At 68.7% G+C, this 22,597-nt stretch carries 18 protein-coding genes and 1 tRNA gene; 7 read left to right on the top strand and 12 right to left on the bottom strand.

Features of this window, described 5'->3' with window-relative positions:
* Positions 1 to 16: 16 nt before the first annotated feature.
* Entirely contained in the window at positions 17 to 547 is a 531-nt protein-coding gene (locus LE548_RS31130) for an FHA domain-containing protein (RefSeq protein WP_225100331.1), read from the bottom strand.
* Positions 548 to 557: 10 nt separating this feature from the next.
* Entirely contained in the window at positions 558 to 1,394 is an 837-nt protein-coding gene (locus LE548_RS31125) for a DUF3662 and FHA domain-containing protein (protein WP_225100330.1), read from the bottom strand.
* 406 nt (positions 1,395 to 1,800) lie between these two features.
* On the opposite strand from LE548_RS31125, the gene LE548_RS31120 reads away from it, so the two are divergent.
* Positions 1,801 to 1,884 (top strand) — tRNA-Leu (locus LE548_RS31120).
* Between the two features lie 215 nt (positions 1,885 to 2,099).
* On the opposite strand, the gene LE548_RS31115 is transcribed toward LE548_RS31120, so the two are convergent.
* Positions 2,100 to 3,869, bottom strand: a complete 1,770-nt coding sequence (locus LE548_RS31115; protein ID WP_225100329.1) for a hypothetical protein — start codon at positions 3,867 to 3,869, stop codon at positions 2,100 to 2,102.
* Between the two features lie 3 nt (positions 3,870 to 3,872).
* Entirely contained in the window at positions 3,873 to 4,784 is a 912-nt protein-coding gene (locus LE548_RS31110; RefSeq protein WP_225100328.1) for a hypothetical protein, read from the bottom strand.
* Between the two features lie 111 nt (positions 4,785 to 4,895).
* Between LE548_RS31110 and LE548_RS31105 the strand changes: the two genes are divergently transcribed.
* Entirely contained in the window at positions 4,896 to 5,207 is a 312-nt protein-coding gene (locus LE548_RS31105) for a helix-turn-helix domain-containing protein (RefSeq protein WP_225100326.1), read from the top strand.
* 192 nt (positions 5,208 to 5,399) lie between these two features.
* Here LE548_RS31105 and LE548_RS31100 read toward each other — a convergent pair whose 3' ends face one another.
* On the bottom strand, positions 5,400 to 6,050 hold the full coding sequence (locus LE548_RS31100; protein WP_225100324.1) for a hypothetical protein: 651 nt from the start codon (positions 6,048 to 6,050) through the stop codon (positions 5,400 to 5,402).
* Positions 6,051 to 6,221: 171 nt separating this feature from the next.
* The gene (locus LE548_RS46165; protein ID WP_225100323.1) at positions 6,222 to 8,795 is read right to left on the bottom strand and encodes an AAA family ATPase; all 2,574 of its coding nucleotides are present in this window, start codon (positions 8,793 to 8,795) and stop codon (positions 6,222 to 6,224) included.
* Between the two features lie 249 nt (positions 8,796 to 9,044).
* On the opposite strand from LE548_RS46165, the gene LE548_RS31090 reads away from it, so the two are divergent.
* Together LE548_RS31090 and LE548_RS31085 are read left to right on the top strand one after the other, a co-directional pair.
* Positions 9,045 to 9,497 carry a hypothetical protein gene (locus LE548_RS31090; protein WP_225100322.1) on the top strand — a complete coding sequence of 151 codons (453 nt, stop codon included), beginning with the start codon at positions 9,045 to 9,047 and terminating at the stop codon, positions 9,495 to 9,497.
* 28 nt (positions 9,498 to 9,525) lie between these two features.
* Positions 9,526 to 9,987, top strand: coding sequence for a hypothetical protein (locus tag LE548_RS31085; protein ID WP_225100321.1), 462 nt, complete (start codon positions 9,526 to 9,528; stop codon positions 9,985 to 9,987).
* Between the two features lie 361 nt (positions 9,988 to 10,348).
* Here LE548_RS31085 and LE548_RS31080 read toward each other — a convergent pair whose 3' ends face one another.
* On the bottom strand, positions 10,349 to 10,936 hold the full coding sequence (locus LE548_RS31080; protein WP_225100320.1) for a TetR/AcrR family transcriptional regulator: 588 nt from the start codon (positions 10,934 to 10,936) through the stop codon (positions 10,349 to 10,351).
* A gap of 173 nt (positions 10,937 to 11,109) precedes the next feature.
* Between LE548_RS31080 and LE548_RS31075 the strand changes: the two genes are divergently transcribed.
* From LE548_RS31075 to LE548_RS31065, 3 genes are all read left to right on the top strand, one after another.
* Positions 11,110 to 11,946, top strand: a complete 837-nt coding sequence (locus LE548_RS31075) for an alpha/beta fold hydrolase (RefSeq protein WP_225100318.1) — start codon at positions 11,110 to 11,112, stop codon at positions 11,944 to 11,946.
* Between the two features lie 285 nt (positions 11,947 to 12,231).
* Positions 12,232 to 13,110, top strand: coding sequence for an alpha/beta fold hydrolase (locus tag LE548_RS31070; protein ID WP_225100317.1), 879 nt, complete (start codon positions 12,232 to 12,234; stop codon positions 13,108 to 13,110).
* Between the two features lie 313 nt (positions 13,111 to 13,423).
* Positions 13,424 to 13,993, top strand: a complete 570-nt coding sequence (locus LE548_RS31065) for a TetR/AcrR family transcriptional regulator (RefSeq protein ID WP_225100316.1) — start codon at positions 13,424 to 13,426, stop codon at positions 13,991 to 13,993.
* 284 nt (positions 13,994 to 14,277) lie between these two features.
* Here the strand turns inward: LE548_RS31065 and LE548_RS31060 are convergent, their stop codons facing one another.
* The 5 genes from LE548_RS31060 to LE548_RS31040 form a co-directional block, all read right to left on the bottom strand.
* Positions 14,278 to 14,805, bottom strand: a complete 528-nt coding sequence (locus tag LE548_RS31060; RefSeq protein WP_225100315.1) for a DUF302 domain-containing protein — start codon at positions 14,803 to 14,805, stop codon at positions 14,278 to 14,280.
* Between the two features lie 82 nt (positions 14,806 to 14,887).
* A complete protein-coding gene (locus tag LE548_RS31055) occupies positions 14,888 to 16,333 on the bottom strand; it encodes an MFS transporter (RefSeq protein WP_225100314.1) in 1,446 nt (481 codons plus the stop codon).
* Between the two features lie 181 nt (positions 16,334 to 16,514).
* Positions 16,515 to 19,250, bottom strand: a complete 2,736-nt coding sequence (locus LE548_RS31050; protein ID WP_225100313.1) for an AAA family ATPase — start codon at positions 19,248 to 19,250, stop codon at positions 16,515 to 16,517.
* Positions 19,247 to 19,567, bottom strand: coding sequence for a WhiB family transcriptional regulator (locus LE548_RS46635; RefSeq protein ID WP_225100312.1), 321 nt, complete (start codon positions 19,565 to 19,567; stop codon positions 19,247 to 19,249). Before LE548_RS46635 ends, LE548_RS31050 begins: the two co-directional genes overlap by 4 nt.
* A gap of 200 nt (positions 19,568 to 19,767) precedes the next feature.
* Positions 19,768 to 22,524, bottom strand: coding sequence for a LuxR family transcriptional regulator (locus LE548_RS31040; RefSeq protein ID WP_225100310.1), 2,757 nt, complete (start codon positions 22,522 to 22,524; stop codon positions 19,768 to 19,770).
* Positions 22,525 to 22,597 lie beyond the last annotated feature (73 nt).

Genomic DNA, 22,597 nt, shown 5'->3' with positions numbered 1-22,597 from the left:
CACTCATGACGTAGCACTACTTCCGCAGCTCGATGACGGTCTTGCCGATGCGGATCGGCGCGCCCAGCGGGATCGGCGTAGGGGTCGTCAGCCGGGACCGGTCCAGGTAGGTGCCATTGGTGGAGCCCAGGTCCTCGACGATCCACTGGCCGTCGCGGTCCGGGTAGATCCTGGCATGGCGGCTGGAGGCGTAGTCGTCGTCCAGCACGATCGTGGAGTCGTGCGCCCGGCCCAGGGTGATCGTCTGGCCCTGCAGTGCGACGGTGGTGCCGGTCAGTGTGCCTTCCGTCACGACCAGCTTGGCGGGGGCGCCGCGCCCGCGCCGGCCGCCGCTCTGCTGTCCGGCCTGCCGGCCGCGCTGCGGTGGGGGCGCGGCGGCCTGCTGCCGGGGCGCCTGCTGCTGGCGGCCGGCCTCCCTACGCGATCCGCGCTGGGTGACGCGCGTACCGAACAGGTCGCTCCGGATGACCTGCACGGCCACGATCACGAACAGCCACAGTACGGCCAGGAAACCCAGCCGCATGACCGTGAGGGTCAGCTCTGACATTGCCCCCGCTTCACCCTTCGGCTTGCCTATAGATAACGGTGGTGCTGCCCACGACGATCCGCGAGCCGTCGCGGAGCGTAGCGCGGGTGGTGTGCTGCCCGTCCACCACGATGCCGTTCGTGGAGCCGAGATCCTGGATCGTCGAGGGCGTTCCGGTCCGGATCTCGCAGTGCCGGCGCGAGACGCCGGGGTCGTCGATCCGCACGTCGGCGTCGGTGCTGCGGCCCAGCACCAGGGTCGGGCGGGAGATCTGGTGGCGGTTGCCGTTGATCTCGATCCAGTAGCGGGTGCGCCCGCCGCTCGCGGGGGCGGCCGGGGGCCGCTGCCCGGCGGGCTGCGGGTAGCCGTAACCGCCGGGGCGTGCGCCGGGCGGCGGCGCGGACGGCATCGGGGGCGCGCCGGCGGGCATGGCGGGCGCACCGCCGAAGCCGCCGGGGCCACCGGGGCCGCCCTGTGGTGCCTGCTGGCTGCTGGAGGAGGCGAGGGTGCGGCTGCGCACCCGGTACAGACCGGTGTCGAGGTCGTCGGCCTTCTCCAGGTTGACCTTGATCGGTCCCATGAAGGTGTAGCGCTGCTGCTTGGCGTAGTCGCGCACCATGCCGGCCAGCTCGTCGCCGAGCTGCCCGGAGTAGGGGCTGAGGCGCTCGTGGTCCGGCGCGCTCAGCTCCACGATGAAGTCGTTGGGTACGACGGTCCGGTCGCGGTTCCAGATCGTCGCGTTGTTGTCGCACTCACGCTGGAGCGCGCCGGCGATCTCCACGGGCTGGACCTCGGACTTGAAGACCTTCGCGAAGGTGCCGTTCACCAGGCCTTCGAGACGCTGCTCGAACTTCTTCAGGACTCCCATGGGGCACCTCCTCCGTCCCTGCCGTCTGCGTTGCCGTGCTCTGTACTGCTGCGGACTGCTCGCTCGCTCCGCTCACTGATCGTATCTACGCGCCCGGCGATCAGCCGGTTCCTGACATGGATCGTAGAGGCGGGCGAACTCCAGTGTCCCGCACCCGGCTGTGGGCCGGTCCCGTCTCCTGGGGAGATGCCTGTCACCGGTACGAGGTTGATACGTGAACCGGGTCTCGCTGATACGCGAGAGGTTCGTGGGAGGGGTGGGGCGCGGGGTGCGGCTCGGACGGCGGCGGGTGGTGGGCGGCGGGGGCAGATAAGGGATGTGAACCCACCCCGTACGACGTGCTAATGTTCTGGGTGTCGGAAGGGGCCAGCCCGAATAGGGAAGGAACCGGAAGACACACCCAAATGCGCGGGTGGCGGAATAGGCAGACGCGCTGGATTCAGGTTCCAGTGCCCGCAAGGGCGTGGGGGTTCAACTCCCCCCTCGCGCACAGAGGGAGCACCGACGAAAGTGCTCTAGCTGCACCGACGGAATGAGCGGCATCGTGATCACGATGCCGCTCATTCCTTTTTCTGCGGGCTGTGATGATTGTCTCTGGGCATGCGGACGCGGGCCGTCGAAGGCTGGTTGGACTTCGGCGGTCCGCGTGACGTTGTGGATCTTCGGTTGGCGGGGCTCTCGGGGCTTGCTGCTGTGAGTAAGGTCTCAGGGTTGGGTGGTGGTGTAACCCTTGGGTGTCCAGGTGCCGATCGGCTTGGTCTTGCGGCGTCGTGTCGGGCGGCGGCGCGGCCGGTCGCCGTTCAGGGCGATGGTGTCGGCCCAGGCGGCGAGCTTGCGGAGGTTGGCGTGGGCGAGCTGGAAGGCCAGCAGGATGGCCTGGGCGGCGATGCCCCGGACGCGGCGGGTTCCGGAGTCTTCGAGGCGCTCGTGGAGTGGGTCCTTGGCGAAGCCGTTGATGCCCTCGACGCTGTTGCGCAGCCGGAAGTACACGCGTTGCCAGTCCTCGGAGCCGTACTGGAGGGGCTGCCAGAGGTTCGCGCCGGATTCGGGCGGGATCGTGATGGTGCGCTGCTTGCAGCACAGTGGTGAGTCGACTGGCTTGGGGTCGGGGTCGACGAGGGGTACGTGGATGCCGCGCCCGAGGGTGGTGGGCTTCAGCAGGCACTGGGCGCGGCCTGATTCCGCGGGGCACATCATCCGGCGGTGGCCCTCGGCGTCGGGACGCTGCTTGGGCAGGAACAGGTAGCTCGCGCGGGCGCGGATGCGGTCGATCCACTCCTGCTTGGTGATCTTCTTTTCGAGAAGGTCCTTGGTGGCGTCCTTGAGGGGCTGGGGCATCGACGGGCAGTACCAGTTGCCCTCGACCAGCTGGGCGCCGGCGAAGCCTGCCTGGACGCCGAGCTGGTCCGAGGCGTAGTCGTAGACGGGGTCGTAGCCCATGGCACGGATGGGCAGCTGGAAGTTCTCCGGTTTCTGGTCGTTGTAGGCGCGGTCGCCGGCCAGGTAGCCGCGGGGGAAGCGGTCGTCGATGTGCAGGAGTGCCTCGACGCCTACCTGGCCGGGGCGGTGGCTGGGTTTGTCGATGGAGAAGGCGATGATCAGGGCGGGGACGACGCCGGGGTCGGCGGAGCCGTCGGACAGCGGGGCGCCGTCGTGGTCGGGGTCGCGGGCGACGACGAGGGAGGCGTCGTAGCCGTAGAGGGCTTTCTTGATCTTGTCGATCTTCTTCTGCTCCCTGGCTTTCTGCTTGCCCTTGGCCGCCTGGCCGGGGTCGAGGTCGTCCAGGGCAAGAGGGTCCTTGTGCCTGGCGGTGCGGACGTACCAGCCGGCGTCGGGGTCGGTGGAGGTGTCGGGACTGGCCTGGGGCATGCCCTTGGCATAGGTGCCGATGACGGTGGCGTCGATGCTCACCGAGCCTTTCCAGCGCTCTTCCAGCAGCGGCAGCGCCTCACGCAGGGACATGCCCAGGATCATGTTGGACACCTGCAGCAGACGGTTGCGCTTGCGTGCGAGCAGCCGCGGGTCTGCCTTGGCCAGGAGATTGTCGGCGTGGCGGCGGGCCATGCGGTGGTTCTTGGGCAGCGGGGACGGATCGACGGCCTTGAGGATGCTGTGCAGCAGGCGGCGGACGACCGCGTAGGCGGCTTCGAAGCCCCGGTCGTTGTCCGGGTACCGGCGCAGGCCGAGGCGCTCGCGCATCGTGTCGGAGAGCGAGAAGAACAGCAGGTTGGTGACAGTCGAGAACGTGACGACACCGCCGTTGCGCCGGGACGCCAGGCTCATGCCGGTCAGCAGGGTGTGCACGGAGAGGGTGCAGTGCCGTCCCTTGGAGCGTGCGATGAGCGGCTCGATCGCCGCGACCAGTCCGGAGCCGCCTACTGCGTCGCGGTGCTGGTTCACCTCCTCGTCGGAGATCTGGGGCCGTTTGGCGCGCAGGCTGGCGATGTGGGCGTGGCGGGCGAGATTGCGGTTCATCTGTCAGAACTCCTTCAGTGCGGCGGCGGCCTGCTCGGGCGTGAGGTTGCGGACGTAGGGCAGGACCCGATCGATGGAGCGCAGGGTGGTCAGCCCGGCAGCGGCCATCAGAGTGGGCAGGTGCATGCGGGCTTCGATGGCGTCGACGAGCCAGGTCGCGCGGGTCCGCCCCATGACCAGCGAGGGGGCGCCGGGCTGCTTCTTGGCTTGGGCGAGGAAGTTGGTGACGGTGTTCGTGCCGCGGGCGTGGCTGGCGGGGCGGAAGAGATAGCGGACCTGGCCGGGCTGGGACGCCCATGTGGTGGTTTCGGTCAGGACAGGGGCCCATGCGGTCCGGCAGAGCACCACACGGGTGCGGGCTCCGCGGACCGCTACTCCCACAGCCCCGTTGGGCGCCTCACGTACGTCGTGGGTACGCAGCGGGATGACTTCGGGTGAGTCCAGCCCGCAGCCGAATCCGAGCGCGAGCAGAGTCAGGCAGCCGTAGCGCAGCGCGTCGGTGGGCTGGGAGCGGGCCGTGGCATACAGCTGGGCCTGCTCCGCCTGGGTGTAGGGGCGGGAGGAGTCCGAGCCGGAGTAGGCGGCCGGCTCCCCGGTGGTCAGGTCGGGGCCCAGTAGGGCCCGCCGGAGATTGTTGAGACGGCAGCGGCGGTTGGAGCGGGAGGACTCGTCCACGTGCGCGTAGCCGGTCGCCAGGTACCACTCGATCGCCTCCGGGGTGAGAAGACGTTCGGCCTCGGTGGGCTGTCCGCAGGCGTCGGCATGGGCCGCGGCGTGCGCCAGCGCGCCGAGCCAGTCCCGGGCCTGCTTCGGTGTGGCGGGCTTGGCCTTGGTCACCGCGCGACGGCAGTCGGTGCCCACGCGTTCCCACACGGGGGCCGGGAGCCGGGGCCGGTACTGCGTGATCGCGTCCATCGTGACTCTCCACCAGGAAAGGACCCCGGGAGGGGTGCTTTTCCAATAGCATGGGGTGGAGGTGGCGGACACTGTCATGCCTGGAGGGCCGGATGGGCGACACTCTTCGACGTGCCCCAGGGAGACAAGCGACGCCTCAAGCCCTTCACGTACGTCGTCGAGGGTGTCTGGCCGCGCGCTGTGCTCGATGACCACCACGGGGCCCGCGTGGCGCAGGAGGTCGCGGCCCGGGTGCGCCGGCTGATGGACGACAACGGCTGGTCGGTCTCCGAGGTGTCCCGGCGCAGCGGGGTGTCCCGGATGACGATCACCCAGGTGCTCGAGGGCGTGGTGTGGTGCGACCTTTTGACGATCGCGAACCTGGAGAAGGCGCTGGAGGCAGACCTGTGGCCCGGCCGTGAACCGGGCAATCCTCCGCAGTGAATTCGCATGGGCATTCGGCTCCGCTGAAAAAGGGCAGGTGAATATGGCCGAATGCCGGACACGCTCCGGCGGTGCCGGGTAGTGTCGGAAATGGCCTGTAGGGCTAGACCGTCGCCGCGGATCCGGCTGGTACCCGAATCCATGCATGCGGCGGCGGTCTTTTTATGTGGTGGTGCGGGGTGTGCAGATCGGTCAGATGAACTTCCAGTTCTGGCGTGAGCGGTAGTAGGTGTGTCGGTCGCCCTCACGTCTGACGCGCTCCAGCGCGCCGCATTCCAGGAGAAGCCGCAGGCAGTTCCTTAGACTCTTGCGGGCCTTGGGTTCCTGGGGGGTGCCCAGGATTTTGGCGAGGTCCTCGGTGCCCCACGGCAAATCAGGGCGTGAGGCGATGACGGCCAGGACTTCCTGCTGCTTTTTGCTCCGGATGATGATCTCGGCGGGCTGGAAGGGTTCCGGAGTCTTCGCCGCCGGTGCGGAACGCTCGGAAACGGTTGGTGGCTCAGGGGTGACTGGTGGAGGCTGAGGGGGATCCCTGTCCGATTCCGAAGGGTTCGGGACCACGCGCAAGGTCACCGGCGGCTCCGTTTGTCCGGGCGCGATGCCATGCTGCCTGGCTAGTGCGCGCATGGACCACATGCGTGGTGCCACTCCCTGGAGGCTTAGCGCTTCCTCGCGCAAGGCGAGAACCGCATTGTGTGTCTCCGTCTCACGTTCCAGCGCTTCGTTCAGTTTGCTGATGCGCTCGCCGGACTTGACCAGTAGGGCGTCGCACTGACGGGCCACGTGTGCTGCTTCGTCCTCGAATTCGTCTGAGGGACTCGGAAACGCCTCCTGGTACGTCATGCGGACCACGTTAAGGCGGAAAAGGCTTGGCTGTCTGCTCTTTGGCTGGCTGGGGAGCCAGCTTCGGTAAAGTGATATTTTCGGTGTGTTCGGAGGCTGTTCGTCCCTGTACTTGGCCCGCTTCGAAAAGACCTGGCCACGATGACTGGACGAAGTTGGCTCCGGAGCCTCTCAGTTTCTTCGCAGGCTGTTGCGGGGCTGTTTATCGCGGGCTTTGTACTCCGGAATCGGGAGCCCGCTCAGCAGGGCGGCCGTCAGTCGCTCCGAGCCGTCCTGGACGGCTCGGACAGCCGCGGTCCTCAGCAGAAACGTCAGCCGGCCCGTGTTGCCGCCCGTCCGTTCGTGCAGCAGGCCGGCCAGCCCGGTCAGCGTGCCGGGTTCGTGCGCACGCAGTCGCAGTGCGGCCTCGGCCTCGGCGAGCACCCGGCACCAGTCCTCACCAGCGGGCATGTCGGTCAGCTGTACCGGGACGAGGCGGCGGTGCTGTACCCCTGACACCGCGGAGGCCAGGGAGGCGGGGCTGCCGATCCCGGCGAAGACGAACGTCGCCGGAATCCGGTCGCACAGATAGTCCACGGTGTCCGCGACCGCCGAGCCCGACCAGCCCGGGCCGTGCAGATGCTGGGCCTCGTCGACCAGGACCAGGTCCGTGCGGGCGTCCTTCATCGCCGCAGCCACCCGGTGCGCGCACTGGGACGTGGTGGGCGAGCCGCGCAGCGCAAGGCCGAAGGACCGGGCCAGTTCGACCAGCAGCAGGCGTGGTGACGTCGCTGGAGGCAGACGGACGTAGACCACCGGGACTGCTCCGTCGCCACGGGACTGGGTACCGGGGCGGTGGTGGCTCTGCGCGGTGCAGCGTCGCCGGGCCTCCAGCAGTGCGGTGGTCTTGCCCGTGCCGGCCTGGCCGTGCAGCAACACACCGTAGCGGGGGCCGACCGCGTACCGGTTGAGGAGCCGCACGTCGTCGATCCGGTCCACGGCGAAGACAACACAGGCAACGCGCAACTGCAGTTGGGCGTGGTAAGCGAGGCGCACCGCCTCGGGCAGCTCGGCCGGATGTTCTCGCACATGCCCGTTCAGGCGCGGGGCTTCACCGCGTTCCTCGATAGACCCTGCATCCGGCCCGGCGTCGGGCAGCGCCGTACGGGAAGCCGCCGCGGGGATCACGAGCCATTCTTCGTTGCTGGCACGCAGCCACACCTGCCCAAGGTCGTAGGGATCCCAGCGCACCTCAAAACGCCTGCGCTCGGGTCCCGTTGCCGTCGGACGGCGCAGCACGTGAAGGGCCGGAGCGTTGTAGGCGTGCCCGCCCACACGCAGCCCGCTGGGACCGACCGTCCTCCAGGAGATGTTGAGCAGGTCACGAAATTCCTCTGGAGACAGAGGAGTTGAGACCTGGCCGACATGGGCCGTCAGGTCCTCGTACCGTTCTAGCGGGGTGCGCGGGAACTCGGTACCCGCCGGAAGGGCCTGCCGCGACCAGCCCTCCTCAAGCCATATGTCCAGCAGCTCCTGCACCCGCTCGACCTGCCATCCCGCTGCACGGGCTGGACGGCCGGCGGGAGAGAACAGGTAAGCGGCGAACCGCCCTGCCGCTGCCGTCATGACGCGCTCGACGCGGCCGCGGTCCTGCGGAGTCAGCTGAGCTGCGGACTGCACGTGGATTCCCCTGCGCGCGCAGGCGTCGCGCAGTGCGGTCATGCCGGAAGCGGCCGCGCGGTCGACGACGAGCGTGCGGGGACGGATCACCGGCGCGCCACCGGCCGCAGACGACGGTGAGGCAGAGCCTGGCTGTCCTGACGGCCAGGGGGAGATCCAGTTGGCCCGCTGATCGGCCGGCACGCACATCCGGGCCAGCAGCGCCGGTCCGTACACCGGCTCGGGGTCGGCACAGGCCACGGCGGTCAGCAGAACACCGCTGGCCTCGTCCAGCGCGAACAGCAGCTTCAGCTGGTGTCTGCCGTGTGTCACCTGGTTCAGTCCTGGGATGGACAGGACATCCAGGTGGACGCGATCGCCCACGCCCAGCCACGGGGCGGGCGTCTCCTGCGGCAACTGTCCGGTGAACTGAGAGCACAGCCGTCGCAGCGCGGAGCGGGAGGGCACCGGGACGTCGTCGTCCGCGGCCTGGCCGGCCAGCTGGACCAGCAACTGGGCGCGCACCCGCTCGACGTTCACCGGCCCGGGGCCTCTGTGCGAGAGGACGATCTCCCGCACGGCGTCCACCACCCGGGCATCAAGCCGGGCTCCTGGGGCCTCGTGCCGCCCGGCCCGCCCGTCCACCAGGCCGGCCAACCCCAACGCCTGATACCGCTGCCGCTTGCGCCGCACCGTACGCGCCGAGGACTCTCTCACCCCTGACTCGGTCAACTCACGTGCCTTGGCCGCTTCCCGGGCCGCCAGGGAATGCCGGTCGGGATCGAAGTCGGGACGCGGCTGTGCCCCGGGGCGGGCGTCGGGGGGCAGCCCGGTGAGCACCTCGACGATGTGCGCCTGCCACCAGCGCGCACGCTCCAGCGTGTCGTCGCAGGGTATGTCCCGCGCTATACCGGTGACCTGCGCGGTGCCGTCCACCGTGACGTCATGACGTCGCAGCAGCTCCACCATGTCGATGTGCTGAGGGGCACCGGATGAGTCCGCCAGCGTCAGATGCCGGCCGCACAGCCCGGTGACGGTCCACACCCGACCGCCGCACCGGACCCGGTCGCCCACACACAGCCGGTCCGGCCACACCGAGTCCCCCACTCCTTTCCGTCCTTGTGTCTTCTGCCCGGGGAGGGAAGTGAGCAGCCCGAGCCCGGGGCCGTCTGTGTTCACACCACACACGGTCCCCGATGGGCCCGTCTGCGTTCACACCGCACACGGACCCATCGGTAGCTGCTCGCATCACTCGGCACCGGGATCCTTCGTACACGACGGGGTGATCCTTCCCCAACTAACCCATCCGGAACATTCCAGGTGCTATTCCAATAGCGCTCTGGCAGGGTCACTGTCGTGACCCCGCTCCGCGCAGTGCCGGCTGCTGTCGTCCGTCCCGTCGTCATCGACCCGGCCGCCCGCCGGTTCCTGCTCCTGCCGGCCGGCAGCACAGGGACGGCCGGGTGGACCCTGCCGGCCCTGCCGGTACGGGCCCAGGAGCCCTGCCGCCGTACCGTGCTGCGCCACCTCCGCCGCGAGCGGCGGTTTCCCGCTGTGTGCATCGGAGCTGTGGTCGGCCGGCTTCCCACGGGGACGGCTCGCCCGGTCGAGGAGTACGTCGTGCTGGCGGCTCCGGCCTGTGGCCGCTGGCCGCGGGACGTCCGGGTCCTGATGGCCCCGGGAGCCTGCTGGTGGGACACGGCGGCGCTGCGCAAGAGCGGGGCCGCGGTCGAGCCGGAGACGCTGCCCCTTTTCCTCGACGGCTACTGGGAGGGCTGGCTGCCCGGCGGAGTGATCAGCCTGGAGTGACCGACAGGCTTGCTGAGGAAGGAACTGAATGCCCATCCATGCCATCGAGATCATCCTGACCAGGGCGGTCGGCGCCGTCGAACTGCGCGCCGCGCAGGCGGCCGGCGGTCTGCGGCTGGCCGCTGCTGCCGACGGGCGGCGCCTGGCCGTGCTGGTGAGCGCCAAGACGGTGCACCGGGCCGTGCGGAAGATCTGGAAGCGCCTCGACGAGGCCCTGCCCATCGACGTCCTGTGCACGCTCTATCCGGGGGCAGACGGCAGGTACCTCATGAGCATCCCGCTCAGCGGCGACGCGTGGGAGCGCCTCCACAGCCGGGCGGCAGCCGTCGGCCAGGACGCCGAAGACCTCCTGCGTGATGCAGTCCTGCAGGCTCTGGCCCGTGACCGCTGCAGTCGGCAGGCGCAGTTGGCATGCCGGCTGAACCAGCTCCTCGGCGACTTCACGCACGAGGAGATCACGTCTGCGGCGGCCCGCCGGATCCCACCGTGAGACCCGCCCCGCCGTCAGACTCTTGCCGGCGGGGTGCGGCACTCCGCCTCCCGCCGTAATTGGGATGCATGGCGACATGACCGGCGCGAACTTCTTCTCGCCTTCCTGGTCCCTTTCTCCACCGGCGGGCCCGTCAGGCGAGTCTCCGCCTCCGGAACACGTGTCGACGGCACCGGCGTCATCGCCTCGCCCGTCAGCGAACAAGAACCCGCCGAGTTCGAAGGGGGGCCGGGCGGCGGCGAGTGCCATGTTCTTCGCGGGAGACCTTCCCACGCCGGACGCTGCACCGGCATCCGCCCGCCGAGGGCCACGGGTGGCGGCGCTGCGCGAGGTCACCGCGAGCGGTACCCGACTTATCTTTCTATGTCTGGTTCGCGCTTGCGTTGAGCAGGTTGAGTGCCTCCGCGGCGGCGCGCTGCAGGAGCTCGTCGGCCAGGACGGGGTCGGCCAGTGCCCGCGAGATCTGAAGGGTGCCGGCCATCATCGCGAAGGCGGTGAGCACGGCGGGTCTGGCGGCTTTGGGGTCCGTGGGGGACAGCCGTGCGCCGAGTGCGTCCATGAGCGCGGTCAGGCCGTCGGTGTAGGACTGCTTGGCATCCGTGGAGCAGCGGCCGATCTCGTCGAGCAGTGCGGCGGAGGGGCAGCCGTGCGAGATGTCGTCCCGATGTTCCGTGGACAGGTAGTGGCGGACGAACTCCTCGATCCCGCTCCGCCCTGGCGGGAGGGCGTCGACCGCCTCTTGCTGGGCATCGAGCTGTGCGGTGAGGGTGTGGGCCACCAGGTCGTCCTTCGAAGCGAAGTGCTTGTAGAACGCACCGTTGGTCAGACCCGCATCCGTCATGAGTGCGGCGATGCCGGTGCCGTCGATGCCGCCGCCTTTGAACAGCCGGCCGGCTGACTCGAGGATCCGCTGCCTGGTTGCGTCCTTGTGCTCCCTGGTGTGCCGCACGGTGGCCTCCTTCACGGACCTGTGGACATTCGCCTGCTTGCCGCCACCAGTCTATTGGATTACAGTCATAATCCAAACGGGGATGCCTCGCCGGTCTCTCTGTCGAGTACCAGGTGGCGTCCCGTGTCCCGGGGTGGCTGCGGCCATCCCGGCGCCCTGTGAGGAGAACAGCGATGAGCACCTACAGCACCGTCAAGACGCAGGCCGTCGATGCCGCGAACGGTGTCACCTATGCCTACCGCAGTGTCGGGAACGAGACGGACGACCGGCCGTTGGTGCTGCTGCAGCACTTCCGCGGCAATCTGGACAACTGGGACCCTGCTCTGGTGGACGCCCTGGCGCGAGGCCGACGGGTCATCACCTTCGACAACCGGGGTGTCGGCGCGACCACCGGCAGCACCCCGCACACCGTTGCCGCGATGGCCGAGGACGCCGTCGAGTTCATCACCGCGCTCGGGCTGACGCAGGTCGATCTGCTGGGCTTCTCCCTCGGTAGCTTCGTCGCCCAGGAGATCGTCTTGATCCGCCCCGAACTGGTCAACCGGGTCGTCCTGGCCGCCTCTGCCCCGCAGGGCGCAGCCGGGATGCACGGCTGGGCGCCGGAAGTCATCAAGGCCGTCGGCGGTGAAACCCCCTCCGCGGAGGGCTATCTGAGCGTCTTCTTCACTTCCGCGGAGGCCGGTGGGCCAGTCGCCGGGCGCATCTTCACGAGCCGCACCGAGGGACACGACGCCCAGACGACGTGGGCGACCCGACTGGCGCAGTACGACGCCGTCACCCACTGGGGCATCCCCAACCACGCTCAGCTGCAGCGTCTGCAGGCCATCACCCAGCCGGTGTTCGTCGCCAACGGAGACACCGATCCGATGATCCTGCCCCGCTACTCGCACCTGCTCGCCGGCCTGCTGCCCAACGCCGAGATCAAGATCTACCCCGACGCGGCGCACGGCTTCCTCTTCCAGCACCACGAGGAGTTCGCTGCCGACGTTGCCGCCTTCCTGGAGAAGTGATCGCTCGCCCGGAAGACGGGTACGCACTCCTCCGCCCCGCCGCCGACGTGGAGCCTGTCCGAGACCTCGACAAGGCTCCCGTCGGTCGGCCGCCCCTGCTCAAGACCGGATCACTCGGCGGGCCTGGGAGCAGTCCGCGAAGGCCCGGGTGCGGAGCGGGGATGTGCCCGTGGAACGGGTCCGGTCGGTCAGAAGCCCATGACCCCGGACCAGTGCTTGTCCACCCCCCTTCCAAGGCGGTCCCCCCTTCATCTGTCCGTAGTTCACGCAAAGGAAGTCAACGAGATGCCCAGCCCAGAGCCACGCTCCACGATTCGTATTCCGGGGACCACCAGCCACGTCATCGCACCGTCCGGAGGAACCCACGACCGCGAGGGAACGCTGCGCTACCTCAAAGCAGGCAGTGGTGCACCCGTCGTCCTGCTGCACACGGTGCGCACACAGGCCGAGCACTTTCGTTCCCTGATCCCATTGATCTCCGATGACTACACCGTCTACGCCCTGGACCTGCCGGGAATGGGCTACTCCGAGATCGTGCCCGGCGCGTCGTACCAGGAGCCCGCGATGCGCGCCGGCGTCGAACGGCTCCTCACCCAACTCGACCTTGAGGACGTGACACTGGTCGGGGAGTCCATGGGGGCAGTGTTCGCTCTGACAGCCGCGGCCGATCTGCCGGAACGCGTGCGGCGCGTCGTCGCGGTGAACACGTACGACTTCCAAGACGGCATCGCCCGTTCCAGCCTCCTCGCCCGCCTGGTGATCGGCGGTGTCCGAGCACCTGGCGTGGGACCGGTGGTCGCCCGGCTGGAGAACAAGGCCGTCCTCAGCGGGATCCTGCAGGGCGGACTCACTGACAAGGCCGCTTTGCGCGAGGACTACGTGGACGAACTCCTCCAGGTGGGGAGCCGCCCTGGATACCCGGCTGTCGCCCGGGCCGTCTACAGGAACCTGCCCAGCCTCATCGCGGCCCGCTCCCGCTACGCCGAGGTCAAGGCTCCTGTCCATCTCGTCTACGGCGAGAACGACTGGTCCCGGCAGTCGGACCGGGAAGCCAACAAGGAACTGCTGCCCGACGCGGATTTCACACTGCTGCCGGGAGCGGGCCACTTCATCGCTCTCGAACGGCCCGACGTGCTTGCCGATCTGCTGAACGCGGTGGCATGACCTCCTTGAGAGCACTGGAACCACGCCCCTGGTGGTTCCAGTGCCTGTGACGGTGCGGGCTCCTGTGGAACCCTCCAGTCCATGACAGGCGGCCCGGCTGTGCGCAGGGCGGGTGAACGCACGGGCTCTGAGTTCTCATGCTCGCAAAGCGTGGCGGGCGCCGGTGACAGCCACCCGCCCAGTCGGCAAGTGCTCTTCGGCCGCCGACTCTGAGAAAGAAGCACGACGATCTTCCGTGCGCGGTCGGCAAACGCCCTGGCACGGCCGGAAGGCGTTCGCGTCCAGTTCGTTCACATGGAGTTGACCTCACGCTATGACGAGCAAAGTGAAGCCGAGTACCAGGGAGCGGCTGCTGGACGCGGCGGCCGCGTTCACCTGCCGACACGGTGTCGGCATCAGTGTCGAGGCCTTGTGCAAGGCAGCGGGGGTGTCGAAGCGCTCGTTGTACCAGCTGTTCGACAGCAAGGACGAACTGCTGGCAGCCAGCCTGGAGGAGCACGCCGCTGCCCTCGTGCCGGTCCTCCCGTCCCCGGCCGACGAGGGCTGTTCAGCCCGCGAGAGCATCTTGCATATCTTTGAGCAATTGGAGTTGCAGGCGGGCGCACCCGGGTTTCGGGGATGCTGGTACCTGGCTGTCCAGATCGAACTCAAGGACCAGGGCCACCCTGCAAGCAAGGCCGCGCACCGGGCCAAGGCGAACCTGACGGCGTTCTTCCGTTCCCAGGCCGAACGAGGTGGGGCGAGCGATCCCGACCTGCTGGCCCGCCAACTCAGCCTGCTGTTCGACGGAGCCAATGCCCGTGCGGGGATCGGGGCCGACACGCTGACGGGGCTTGTCACGCCGACGGTCACCACCCTGCTTGATGCAGCCGGCATGCACTGATTCACATAGGCTCTATTACCGGCATGCCCCATGTATGGCGCCGCTTCCGCTCCCGTCAAGAAATCCTTCCAGTCGCTTGCATCTGTTGCTCGACATATTTGTGGAGCGGTGGTTGACTGTTCGGTTCCCTTGCGTCGGCGGACGGGGGGTAAGGACTTTCAAGGCAGGCCAAACCTGGGTAGGTAAACGCCGCTGTAATCCGTACCGGGAGTGATGGGTTGGAGAGGGTCCTTCTCGACGATATCCAGATTTTCCTGAAGGTGGTGCAGTCGCCTCTCGCGCGGTCAAGACTTCAGGAGTTCATCCGGCGCACTCACGCCAAGAAGTCCCAGCAACTGCGCGACCTTCTTGTCCAAATCGGCTGCTACCCCCGTGATGGCGTCCACGCCGAGTCCCGCGAATACCGTCGAAGGCTGATCGAGTGCGAAAACCGCCGATCCGTCCTCGCCCTCATAGATCAGGATGCGCAAGGGTGCATAAAGTAGGGCATCGGGATGGTGGCGATACATTCTTTCCGCAATGACATGGTTTCCCATGAGGTACTGAGTTGCCTTGCGTCGATGCCCTGCGATCGACATCAGCGCTTGCCCATCGATGGCGCCGAAGACAACGAATCCGTTCGGTGCGTTGTCGGCAACGGCGCTTCGGACGTCCTCCCATGTGCCCCCGTCTGCCGAGATTGCTTTGATCCTTTGAAGATCGAAGGGGGGAACCGCGGTCTCGAAAGCCCTGGCGAAATCGTCGAATTTCTGCCCGGTCGGGATGTCGAGTCGTGTTGTCAAGTTCTTGGTGGCGGTAGTGGCGCGGATCATGATCGTAGTGTCCCTCTCCAGTAGATGCTGCTCGTCCTCTTCGTCGGCAACCCCGCCTGTCGGTGGCTTGTCGGCCGTACTGCTATTCGGACTCTTCCTGGTTCTGGGTGGAGGTGCGCCTCCGGCTCGGAATGAGGGGGAGAAGGCTGCTGAACATGCCCAGTGCGGCGAAAATCCACCACAAGTGCTGGTAGGGAGAAAGTTTACCCTTCGGGTCGTTTCCGATAACCGCGACAAACACACTGATTCCCAGCACGGCGCCAAGCTGGCGGAAACTCTGGCTTATGGCTGAGCCCAGCCCGTACTGGTGCGGAGGCAGAGGCTGGACGGCAGCACCTGACTGAACGGGCAAGGTCAGGCCGATACCCAGACCCATGATCAATGTAGCCGGCAGCCAGTCCTCGGCCCAATGAGGGGATTCGGTGACCTGCGTCGCGAAAAGAGAAACGGCCGCAGCCCAAGCGATGCCTCCGGCGATCAGGACGCGCCGGTAACCGATGCGCTGGGCGAGTTTCCCCGCTTCGCGCCCCACCAGTGCCACGAGGATGGGGCCTGGCGCGCTCGCCAGCGCCGCATGCAGTACGGAGTATCCCCACACCGACTGGAGGAATATTATGTTTCCGAGCAGCAGTCCGTAGAAGGCCACAGCGAAGGAGAAAATGGAAGCATTGACCAGGCTGAACTGCCTCACCCGGAAAAGCGTGAGATCGATGACGGGCGTCGGGGCGGTTCTGGATCTCCAAAGGAGCGGAGGTATGAGCACTGCGGCGGTGGCGAACGCACCCATCACGGAGGCCGAATCCCATCCCTTCTGCGGACCCTCGATGATTCCGTAACTCAGGGCTGCCGGGATGGCTGCTACCAGGACAGCCGATGGAACATCAGGTACACCAGTGCCCTGAGACACGCGTGACTCGCGCAGTAGGCGGTTCCCGATGGCGATCATTGCCGCGCAGATGGGGACATTCACGAGGAACACCCAGCGCCAGGAGGCGTATTCCGTGAGGAGTGCCCCAAGGGTCGGTCCCATTGCGGCAGCAGCTCCACCCATGGCGCCCCAGGCCCCCACCGCCATCGAGTGCTTCGAAGGCGGAAATTCCGGGAGGATCAACGCGAGGGATGTCGGGACGATCAGGGCGGCGAACGCGGCCTGGAGCACACGGGCCGCGATCAGTACGTCGGCGGTGGGGGCGAGTCCGCACAGGGCACTCACGAGCGCAAAACCCGTCAGGCCGATGAGGAACAGCCGTTTCCGTCCGTATCGGTCGGCCAGCCTCCCCGCCGGTATGAGAGTGGCGGCGAAAGCCAGGCTGTAGGCATTCAGTACCCATGACAGATGGCTCGCAGTTGTGTCGAAGCTGCGGCTCATGGTGGCGAACGCGACGTTGACGATGGTGGTGTCGAGAAAGACGACGAAAACACCCAGGCTGCCCAACGCGAGGACTTGCATCGCGTGCGGGGCGGCAGGCGGTGGGGCGGGCGTCGTGGAGGTCGGATCCTGCGTCAGGTCCGAGTTTGGCGTGGACATGGTTTCCCTTGGCTGTGGGACTCCGGGGAGTCGCCCGGTCTCTACCGTATGGCGGGTAAGTTTGAAAAACAAACTTACCTGGTGGTGCTGCGCGAAGGTCTCTGGAAGGCTGGGTGAGGGGCTGGCGCCTCAGGAAGCGCCATCGTGGGGCTACTGCAGCAGCACGCGTCGCGTTCGCATCTCACGGCTGGGGCTGTGCGTACAGCAGCCGGAGTTGGTGCCGTCCGGCCACCCCGAGCACCGGGAACGAGTGGTAGAGGTGGGAGGCAACCGTTTTCGGTGACAGGAACAGGCGCTGTGCGATCTCCCGGTTGGACAGCCCCTCAGCTGCGAGACCGAGGACTCGCTGTTGCTGCGGGGTCAGCTCGCGGACCCGGCGGCTGTCGGCCAGCGTGCCCGGAACCGTCACTCCGCAGGCGCGCAGTTCGGCTTCTGCCTGGCGTTCCCAGGGGACGGCCCGCAGCGCTCGGAACGAGTCCAGAGCCGCGCGAAGTACGGGCTTGGCCTCGTTGATGCGGCGACGCCGGCGCAGCCATTCGCCGCCTTCGAGCTGGAACCGGGCGCGTTCGAAGGGCCACGACTTGCCTGCCGGGCTGGTCAACGCGGCCGGCTGGTAGGCGTCCGGGGTCGCCGGGTCGGTGAGAACGCCGTCGGCGCGCTGGAGCAGTTGCTGCAGGCGGTCCGACGGCTGCGGGCGGGTGCTTTCCAGGTCGGCCCTGATCCGCTTGAGCAGCTCGCGTCCCGCGAGGCGGTTTCCGGAGCGCGCGGCTGCGGCCGCGAGATCTCCTATCGCGAGGTAGGACACGTGGCAGTGGCTGGGCACGCCGTCCTGTGTGAAGAGGCCACGGAGTTGGTCGAAGCCGGTCGCGTGGTCGCCGTCGGACAGGGCGCACAGGCCGATGGCGTACCGGGCCCGTGCGGTGAGCAGTCCGTGGCTTTCCGTTTCGGCGGCCAGCGCGGCGGCGACGAGCCTGCGGGCCGCGCCGGTCCGGCCGCGCGCCGCGTAGACGGTGGCGGTGATCAGGCGGCGGGTGCTGTCGGCGGGGCCGGCCTCCGCGGCCTGAGCGCCGTGTGCCACGAGTTCAAGTGCCTCGTCCCAGCGGCCGGCGTCGACGTAGGCCCAGCCGAGCGCTGCGAAGGAGTCGTCCGTGGCGGCACGTGTCACGGGAATCCTTGCTGCTTCCCGCGCCGCCTCCAGCAGTTCGATGGCTTTGCCGGTCCGGTCGAGGAGCCAGGCGGCGGCTCCCGCGTGGGCGTAGGAGCCCCGGTCGTCGGTCGCGTCGTCGCGGAGCCAGGGCGCTATGTCCGCCGCGCCGGCTTCTCCTGCCACGGCGAGAGTCCACACCCGCGCCGCCCGGCTCTCGTCGCCTGTAGGGGGAGGCATCGTGGCGAGGGTGTTTGCGACAAGGCGGCTGTTCTGCGGCCGCCCGGCCTGGTAGGCGGCCGTAGCGGCGGCGGCGAGCGCGTTCCACGCGACGTTTGCGTCATGCCTCGCGGTCTGCCGGGCGAGCGGCAGCAGGGTCGCGACGGCCCGCCCCGGCCGGCCGGTCCAGGTGAGCGCGTGCCCGGCCACGAGTCGGGCACGCGACCGCGGCCCCGCCGTCCCTGGCAACGCCAGTGCCCTGGCCGCCAGGTCGTGTGCCCATTCGAATTGCCCGTCACCGGCTGCGCTCTCGGCCGCTGCGACGAGTCGGGTCGCCTGCAGGCCCGGGTCCGGAGTGAGGTCCGCGGCCCGTTCCAAGGCGAGCCCGGCAGCCGTGGCTCCCATCCGCCGTTCTGCGTCCGGCGCTGTATCGGCCAGCAGAGAGGCAATGGTCTCGTCAGGACGGCAGGCAGCGGCACCCAGGTGCCAAGCTCGCCGATCCGGCTCGTCACGCAGGACGGTGGCCAGCTCAAGGTGCGCGTCAGCGCGGTCGGCGAAGCTCGCACCGTGGTACACGGCCGCACGGGCCAGCGGATGACGGAAGCGGGCACCGTTCGCGGTCACGCTGATCAGGCCCCTCTCCTCGGCGGGAGCCAGCGCCGCCAGGTCAAGGCTCGGCGCGGTGCGCAGGGCGGCTGCCAGGTCCGTTCCGTCGGCGGTCGCGATGAGCAGCAGCGCCTTCCGGGTGTGATCGTGAAGGCCGCGCAGCTGGGCGGCGAACGCCGTGCTGAGTCTGTCGGTCAGCGGCAGTGGCAGGCCAGCCGGGTATTGCCGCTCGTCGATGTCCTCCCTGACCGCCCGGGACAGCTCCGTCAGCGCCAGGGGATTGCCCGCCGCCTGCGCGAGCACCTGCGCGCGGATCCGGCCTCGTGGCGGAGATGGCTGCGTGTCGAGCAGTTCGTTCGCGTCGCCGGTGCTCAGGGGCGCGAACGGGAGTCGGCCGATGCCTTCCGCAAGGCCTGCCGGTACTGCGTCGCCACGGACGGCGAACACCATCGCGACCGGATCGGTACCGAGACGGTGGGCGGCGAAGGAGAGCGCCTCCAGTGAGGGCGTGTCCATGCGATGGGCGTCATCCGCGAGCAGCAGGACGCCTGCGTGCCGGCCCGCGTGCCGGGAGAGCAGTTCCGTCAGGGCCGTGCCGACCCGGGAAGGTGTCGGCGGGCCGGCCGGTGTTTCCATGCCGACCGCGGCTCGCAACTCCTCGGCGTGCTGTCCCGGCATGGTGAGGAGGTCCGTCAGGATCGGGCGCAGGAGCTGCCGCAGCGCTGCGAAGACAAGGTCGCTCTCGTACTCGCGACCGGCACCGGCCAGTACGCACCAGCCCTGCGCCTGTGCGTACCCGCGCAGGTCGGCCAGGACGGTGCTCTTGCCGATTCCGGCCTCGCCGAGCACGACGAGGCTGCGGCCGACAGCGTTTTCGCGGCCGGGGCCGATCAGCGCACGCACTGTTTCCAGTTCCACGGACCGGCCGGTCAGGGAGGGACCGATCATGCCGGGTCCTGCGTTCGGCAGGCGTCCTGTTGCGGACGTGGCTGCGCAGCGGACCGGATGCGCCGGCTTGGCACGAGCGGAACGCCGGACATGGCCCGCCGCTCGCTCCCGGTGCTGCGGCCCCGGACACCGTCGGGCACTCCATGGCGCAGCGTCCGGTCGAGGCGGGTCCACTGCACGGTGCAGGTGCGGCAGATCTGCTGGGCCTGCCGGACCCGGTCTCTTGTCGGGACGGTCTTGTTCAGCGGGAGGAAAAGGTCGGGATCTGTGCGACGGCGGGCAGCTCGCTGCCCCCACCGGCTGACGTCCTCGTGCACGCCGCTCACCTCACGGGATGGTGCTGTTTCCAGGTGTTGGGAGCGTATGAATCAGTGGGCCGGGGCGTCGTCCGTCAGATGACCGAGTGCGTCGTGAGCCGGCGACCCGGGTTCTTCGCGGCCGCGGCTAGTCAACTGACGGACGCGGGTGTGACATGACCGGGGTCAGGATCGTTCGAGCGGGTCTGCGGCCGCGTGCTTCAGCTCGCCGGATCGGTTTCGGTGAGCGCGCCTGACTCCGCGAACAGCATGCCCAGTTCGACCCGCGAGGTGATGCCGAGCTTGGGGAACATCCGGTACAGGTGATAGCCGATGGTGCGGTGCGACACGGAGAGCCGCTCGCCGATCTCCTTGTTGGACAGTCCGCTCACCACCATCCGGGCGATCCGCTGCTCTTGGGGGGTGAGCTGGTCAAGCCGTCCCGGCTGCGCCGGGACGGCCGGTGACCTTGCTCCGGAGGCTCGCAGTTCCTCTTCCGCTCGCGTGCGCCAGGCGCTCGCGCCGATGGCGTCCAGCATGTCCCGTGCCGCCCTCAGATGTTCCCGGGACCGCACGGGCTGCTGGTGGCGCCGCAGCCAACTGCCGTACTCCAGCTTCAGCCGCGCATGGCCGAGCGGGGACTCCCGCAGGTCGCCGGCGAGCGCGGACTCGAATTGCCGCTCGGCTTCTTCTCCGTCCTGCGCGAGTATGGCGGCGGCATAGGCGATGCCGCCGGCCAGGAGCGGGCCCGGAGCATCGCCGACAGTGCCTGCCAGATCCGCGAACAGGGCCTGAGCCTCTGCGCGGTGGCCGCTGCGGACCGCCGCCTCCGCCAGATCGCCGAGATGGTACAGCCGCAGTATGTGGCTGAACGAAGGGCCTGCTGGATCGTGGATCCGGATCAGGTGCTCGTAGGCGTTGTGGTAATCGCCCTGCCCTATCGCGGCAAGCCCCCGGGCGATCTGCAAGAGAGCCAGGGCCGAGTTGGCTCCGAGCGACAGAAGGGCCGGCTCGGCCTCGGCCACCAGCCTCTCCATCTCCGCGACATCGCCGTGGACAGCCGCGACGTGCGCCTTGGGCACCATGGCTACCGGGACCCAGCGGCGGCGGGCCGCCTCGGCCGCGGTCTGGATGGCCTCATCCGCGGAGGCCAGGACCTCGGGCCACTGGCACAGGTACATCCCGCTGTAGCAGTTGTAGATCAGCGCCAGGATCAGGATCCCCAGGCGGCGCTGTGCCCGCAGTTGCGGAATGGCCGCCCCCAGCAGCGCCCGGGCTTGCCGGGGAACGCCGATCACCGTGCCCGCCGCGCCGAGATCCGCCAACCGGGCCGCGTCCAGCGTGGTGTCATGAGCCAGGCGGAGGAGGCGCTCGCGGGCAAGGGCGCCGTACGCATCCGGCGTGGCGAACGCCAGCACGGACAGCAGCGTGGGATGCAACGGGTGATCGGCCAGCTTCAGTGCCGTCTCTGCGACGAGCAACCGCGTATCCGTATCGGGGTGGTTCTGCCAGCAGCGGCGTGCCGCGGCGAGCAGCAGGTCCAGGGCGCACTCCGACTGCCCGTCCGCCGCCGTCTGTCCGGCCAGGTCGACAAGGAACCGGATGCGTTCGCCGCCTTCGGCCAGCCTGGTCTCGACGCCCTCCTCCAGCAAGGCGAGCCGGGCCTGGTCGATGGGTGTCAGGGCCGTCCTCGGGACACTCATGAGGAAACGGTTCACCATCGCGGGGCGGCCGAGTTCGTACGCCAGCCGGGCCGCGCGCAGCAGTCGGCCGATCCGAGCCGCGGAATCGCGGCTGAGTTCCACGGCGCGTTCCAGCGCCGTGATCGCCACGCTGACAGCGGCCCGCTGTACCGCGCGCTCGGCAGCCTCGTCGAGCTCGGCAGCCACGTCTTCGTCCGGTCCAAGGGCGGCGGCGGCCCGGTGCCATGCCCGCCGGTCCGGCTTGTCGGCCAGCACGGACGCCAGCGCCTGGTGCGCGGCGGCGAGGCGACTCGGGCCCGCCCGGTGTTCGATGGCCGACCTGACCAGCGGATGGCGGAACTGGAGGCCGGTCCGGTGCGACTCCACCAGCCGTGCCGCGATGGCCGGAGCAACCGACTCCGCCTTGACGGGCATACCCTCAAGCGCGCCCGCGGCTTCGAGCGTCTCGCTCAGCGCTCCGCCTTCGTTGAGCGCGGCGACGAGCAACACCGTCCTGGTCTCGGCCGGGAGTTCGCTCCACCGGGCCGCGAAGGCCCTCTCGATACGGTACGTGATCGGCACGGCCCCAGGCCCTGCCAGGGGAAGTTCCACCTGCGCCGCACCTTGGGAGAGTTCGGTGAGAGCGAGCGGGTTGCCCAGTGCGGTATCGAGGATGGCACGGCGCGTGGCGGGGGGCAGACCGGGGGCGACGGCATCGAGCAGCCGGCCCGCGGGCTCCTCGGTGAGCCCGCCCAGGCGAAGTTCCGGCAGGCCTGCCTCCAGTAGCGGCAGCGGGTAGCCGTCACGCGTCGTGGCCAGCATCGCTATGGGCTCGCTGTCGATGCGCCGGGCCAGGAACGACAGGACATCGCAGGTAGGGGAATCGATCCAGTGCGCGTCGTCGACGAGTACGACCAACGGCTGCCGGGCGGCCGCGGCGGTCAACAGTTCGGTGACCGCCAGCGCGACCAGGAATCGGTCCGGGGCCTGTGCGGTCGTCTGTCCGAAGGCGGCGAGTACGGCGTCGCGCTGCTGGCCGGGCAGGTCGTCCACGCCCTCCCTGAGCGTGCGCAGCAACTGGTGGAGTCCTGCGTACGGGAGGCGCGATTCCGCGGGCACTCCCGTGGCATTGATGACCATCAGGTCACGCTGGACCGCGGTCTGCCGGGCCAGTTCGGTCAGTTGTGACTTTCCGATGCCCGGGTCACCGATCACCACCAGCGCGCCGCCACGCGCCGGCAGGCCCCCGGTCAGCTCCCGGATCACCTGCTGCTCGTGGTCACGCCCGAGGAACATATGCCAGAGCCCCTCAATCTCTTGAGAAGCCCCCATCCTAGGGCGCGTTGGGCGATGCGGCACCGGTATGCCG

This window comes from Streptomyces sp. CoH27, from assembly GCF_020181035.1.
Lineage (GTDB): Bacteria > Actinomycetota > Actinomycetes > Streptomycetales > Streptomycetaceae > Streptomyces > Streptomyces camelliae.
The sequence above is the reverse complement of the archived record's forward strand: the minus strand, read 5'-3'. Positions and strand labels throughout refer to the sequence as shown.

What these genes read in the sequence shown, in the direction of transcription:
- LE548_RS31130 (WP_225100331.1), bottom strand. Translation starts at nt 547, where the DNA reads ATGTCAGAGCTGACCCTCACGGTCATGCGGCTGGGTTTCCTGGCCGTA.
- LE548_RS31125 (WP_225100330.1), bottom strand. Translation starts at nt 1,394, where the DNA reads ATGGGAGTCCTGAAGAAGTTCGAGCAGCGTCTCGAAGGCCTGGTGAAC.
- LE548_RS31115 (WP_225100329.1), bottom strand. Translation starts at nt 3,869, where the DNA reads ATGAACCGCAATCTCGCCCGCCACGCCCACATCGCCAGCCTGCGCGCC.
- LE548_RS31110 (WP_225100328.1), bottom strand. Translation starts at nt 4,784, where the DNA reads ATGGACGCGATCACGCAGTACCGGCCCCGGCTCCCGGCCCCCGTGTGG.
- LE548_RS31100 (WP_225100324.1), bottom strand. Translation starts at nt 6,050, where the DNA reads ATGACGTACCAGGAGGCGTTTCCGAGTCCCTCAGACGAATTCGAGGAC.
- LE548_RS31085 (WP_225100321.1), top strand. Translation starts at nt 9,526, where the DNA reads ATGCCCATCCATGCCATCGAGATCATCCTGACCAGGGCGGTCGGCGCC.
- LE548_RS31075 (WP_225100318.1), top strand. Translation starts at nt 11,110, where the DNA reads ATGAGCACCTACAGCACCGTCAAGACGCAGGCCGTCGATGCCGCGAAC.
- LE548_RS31070 (WP_225100317.1), top strand. Translation starts at nt 12,232, where the DNA reads ATGCCCAGCCCAGAGCCACGCTCCACGATTCGTATTCCGGGGACCACC.
- LE548_RS31065 (WP_225100316.1), top strand. Translation starts at nt 13,424, where the DNA reads ATGACGAGCAAAGTGAAGCCGAGTACCAGGGAGCGGCTGCTGGACGCG.
- LE548_RS31060 (WP_225100315.1), bottom strand. Translation starts at nt 14,805, where the DNA reads ATGATCCGCGCCACTACCGCCACCAAGAACTTGACAACACGACTCGAC.
- LE548_RS31055 (WP_225100314.1), bottom strand. Translation starts at nt 16,333, where the DNA reads ATGTCCACGCCAAACTCGGACCTGACGCAGGATCCGACCTCCACGACG.
- LE548_RS31050 (WP_225100313.1), bottom strand. Translation starts at nt 19,250, where the DNA reads ATGATCGGTCCCTCCCTGACCGGCCGGTCCGTGGAACTGGAAACAGTG.
- LE548_RS31040 (WP_225100310.1), bottom strand. Translation starts at nt 22,524, where the DNA reads ATGTTCCTCGGGCGTGACCACGAGCAGCAGGTGATCCGGGAGCTGACC.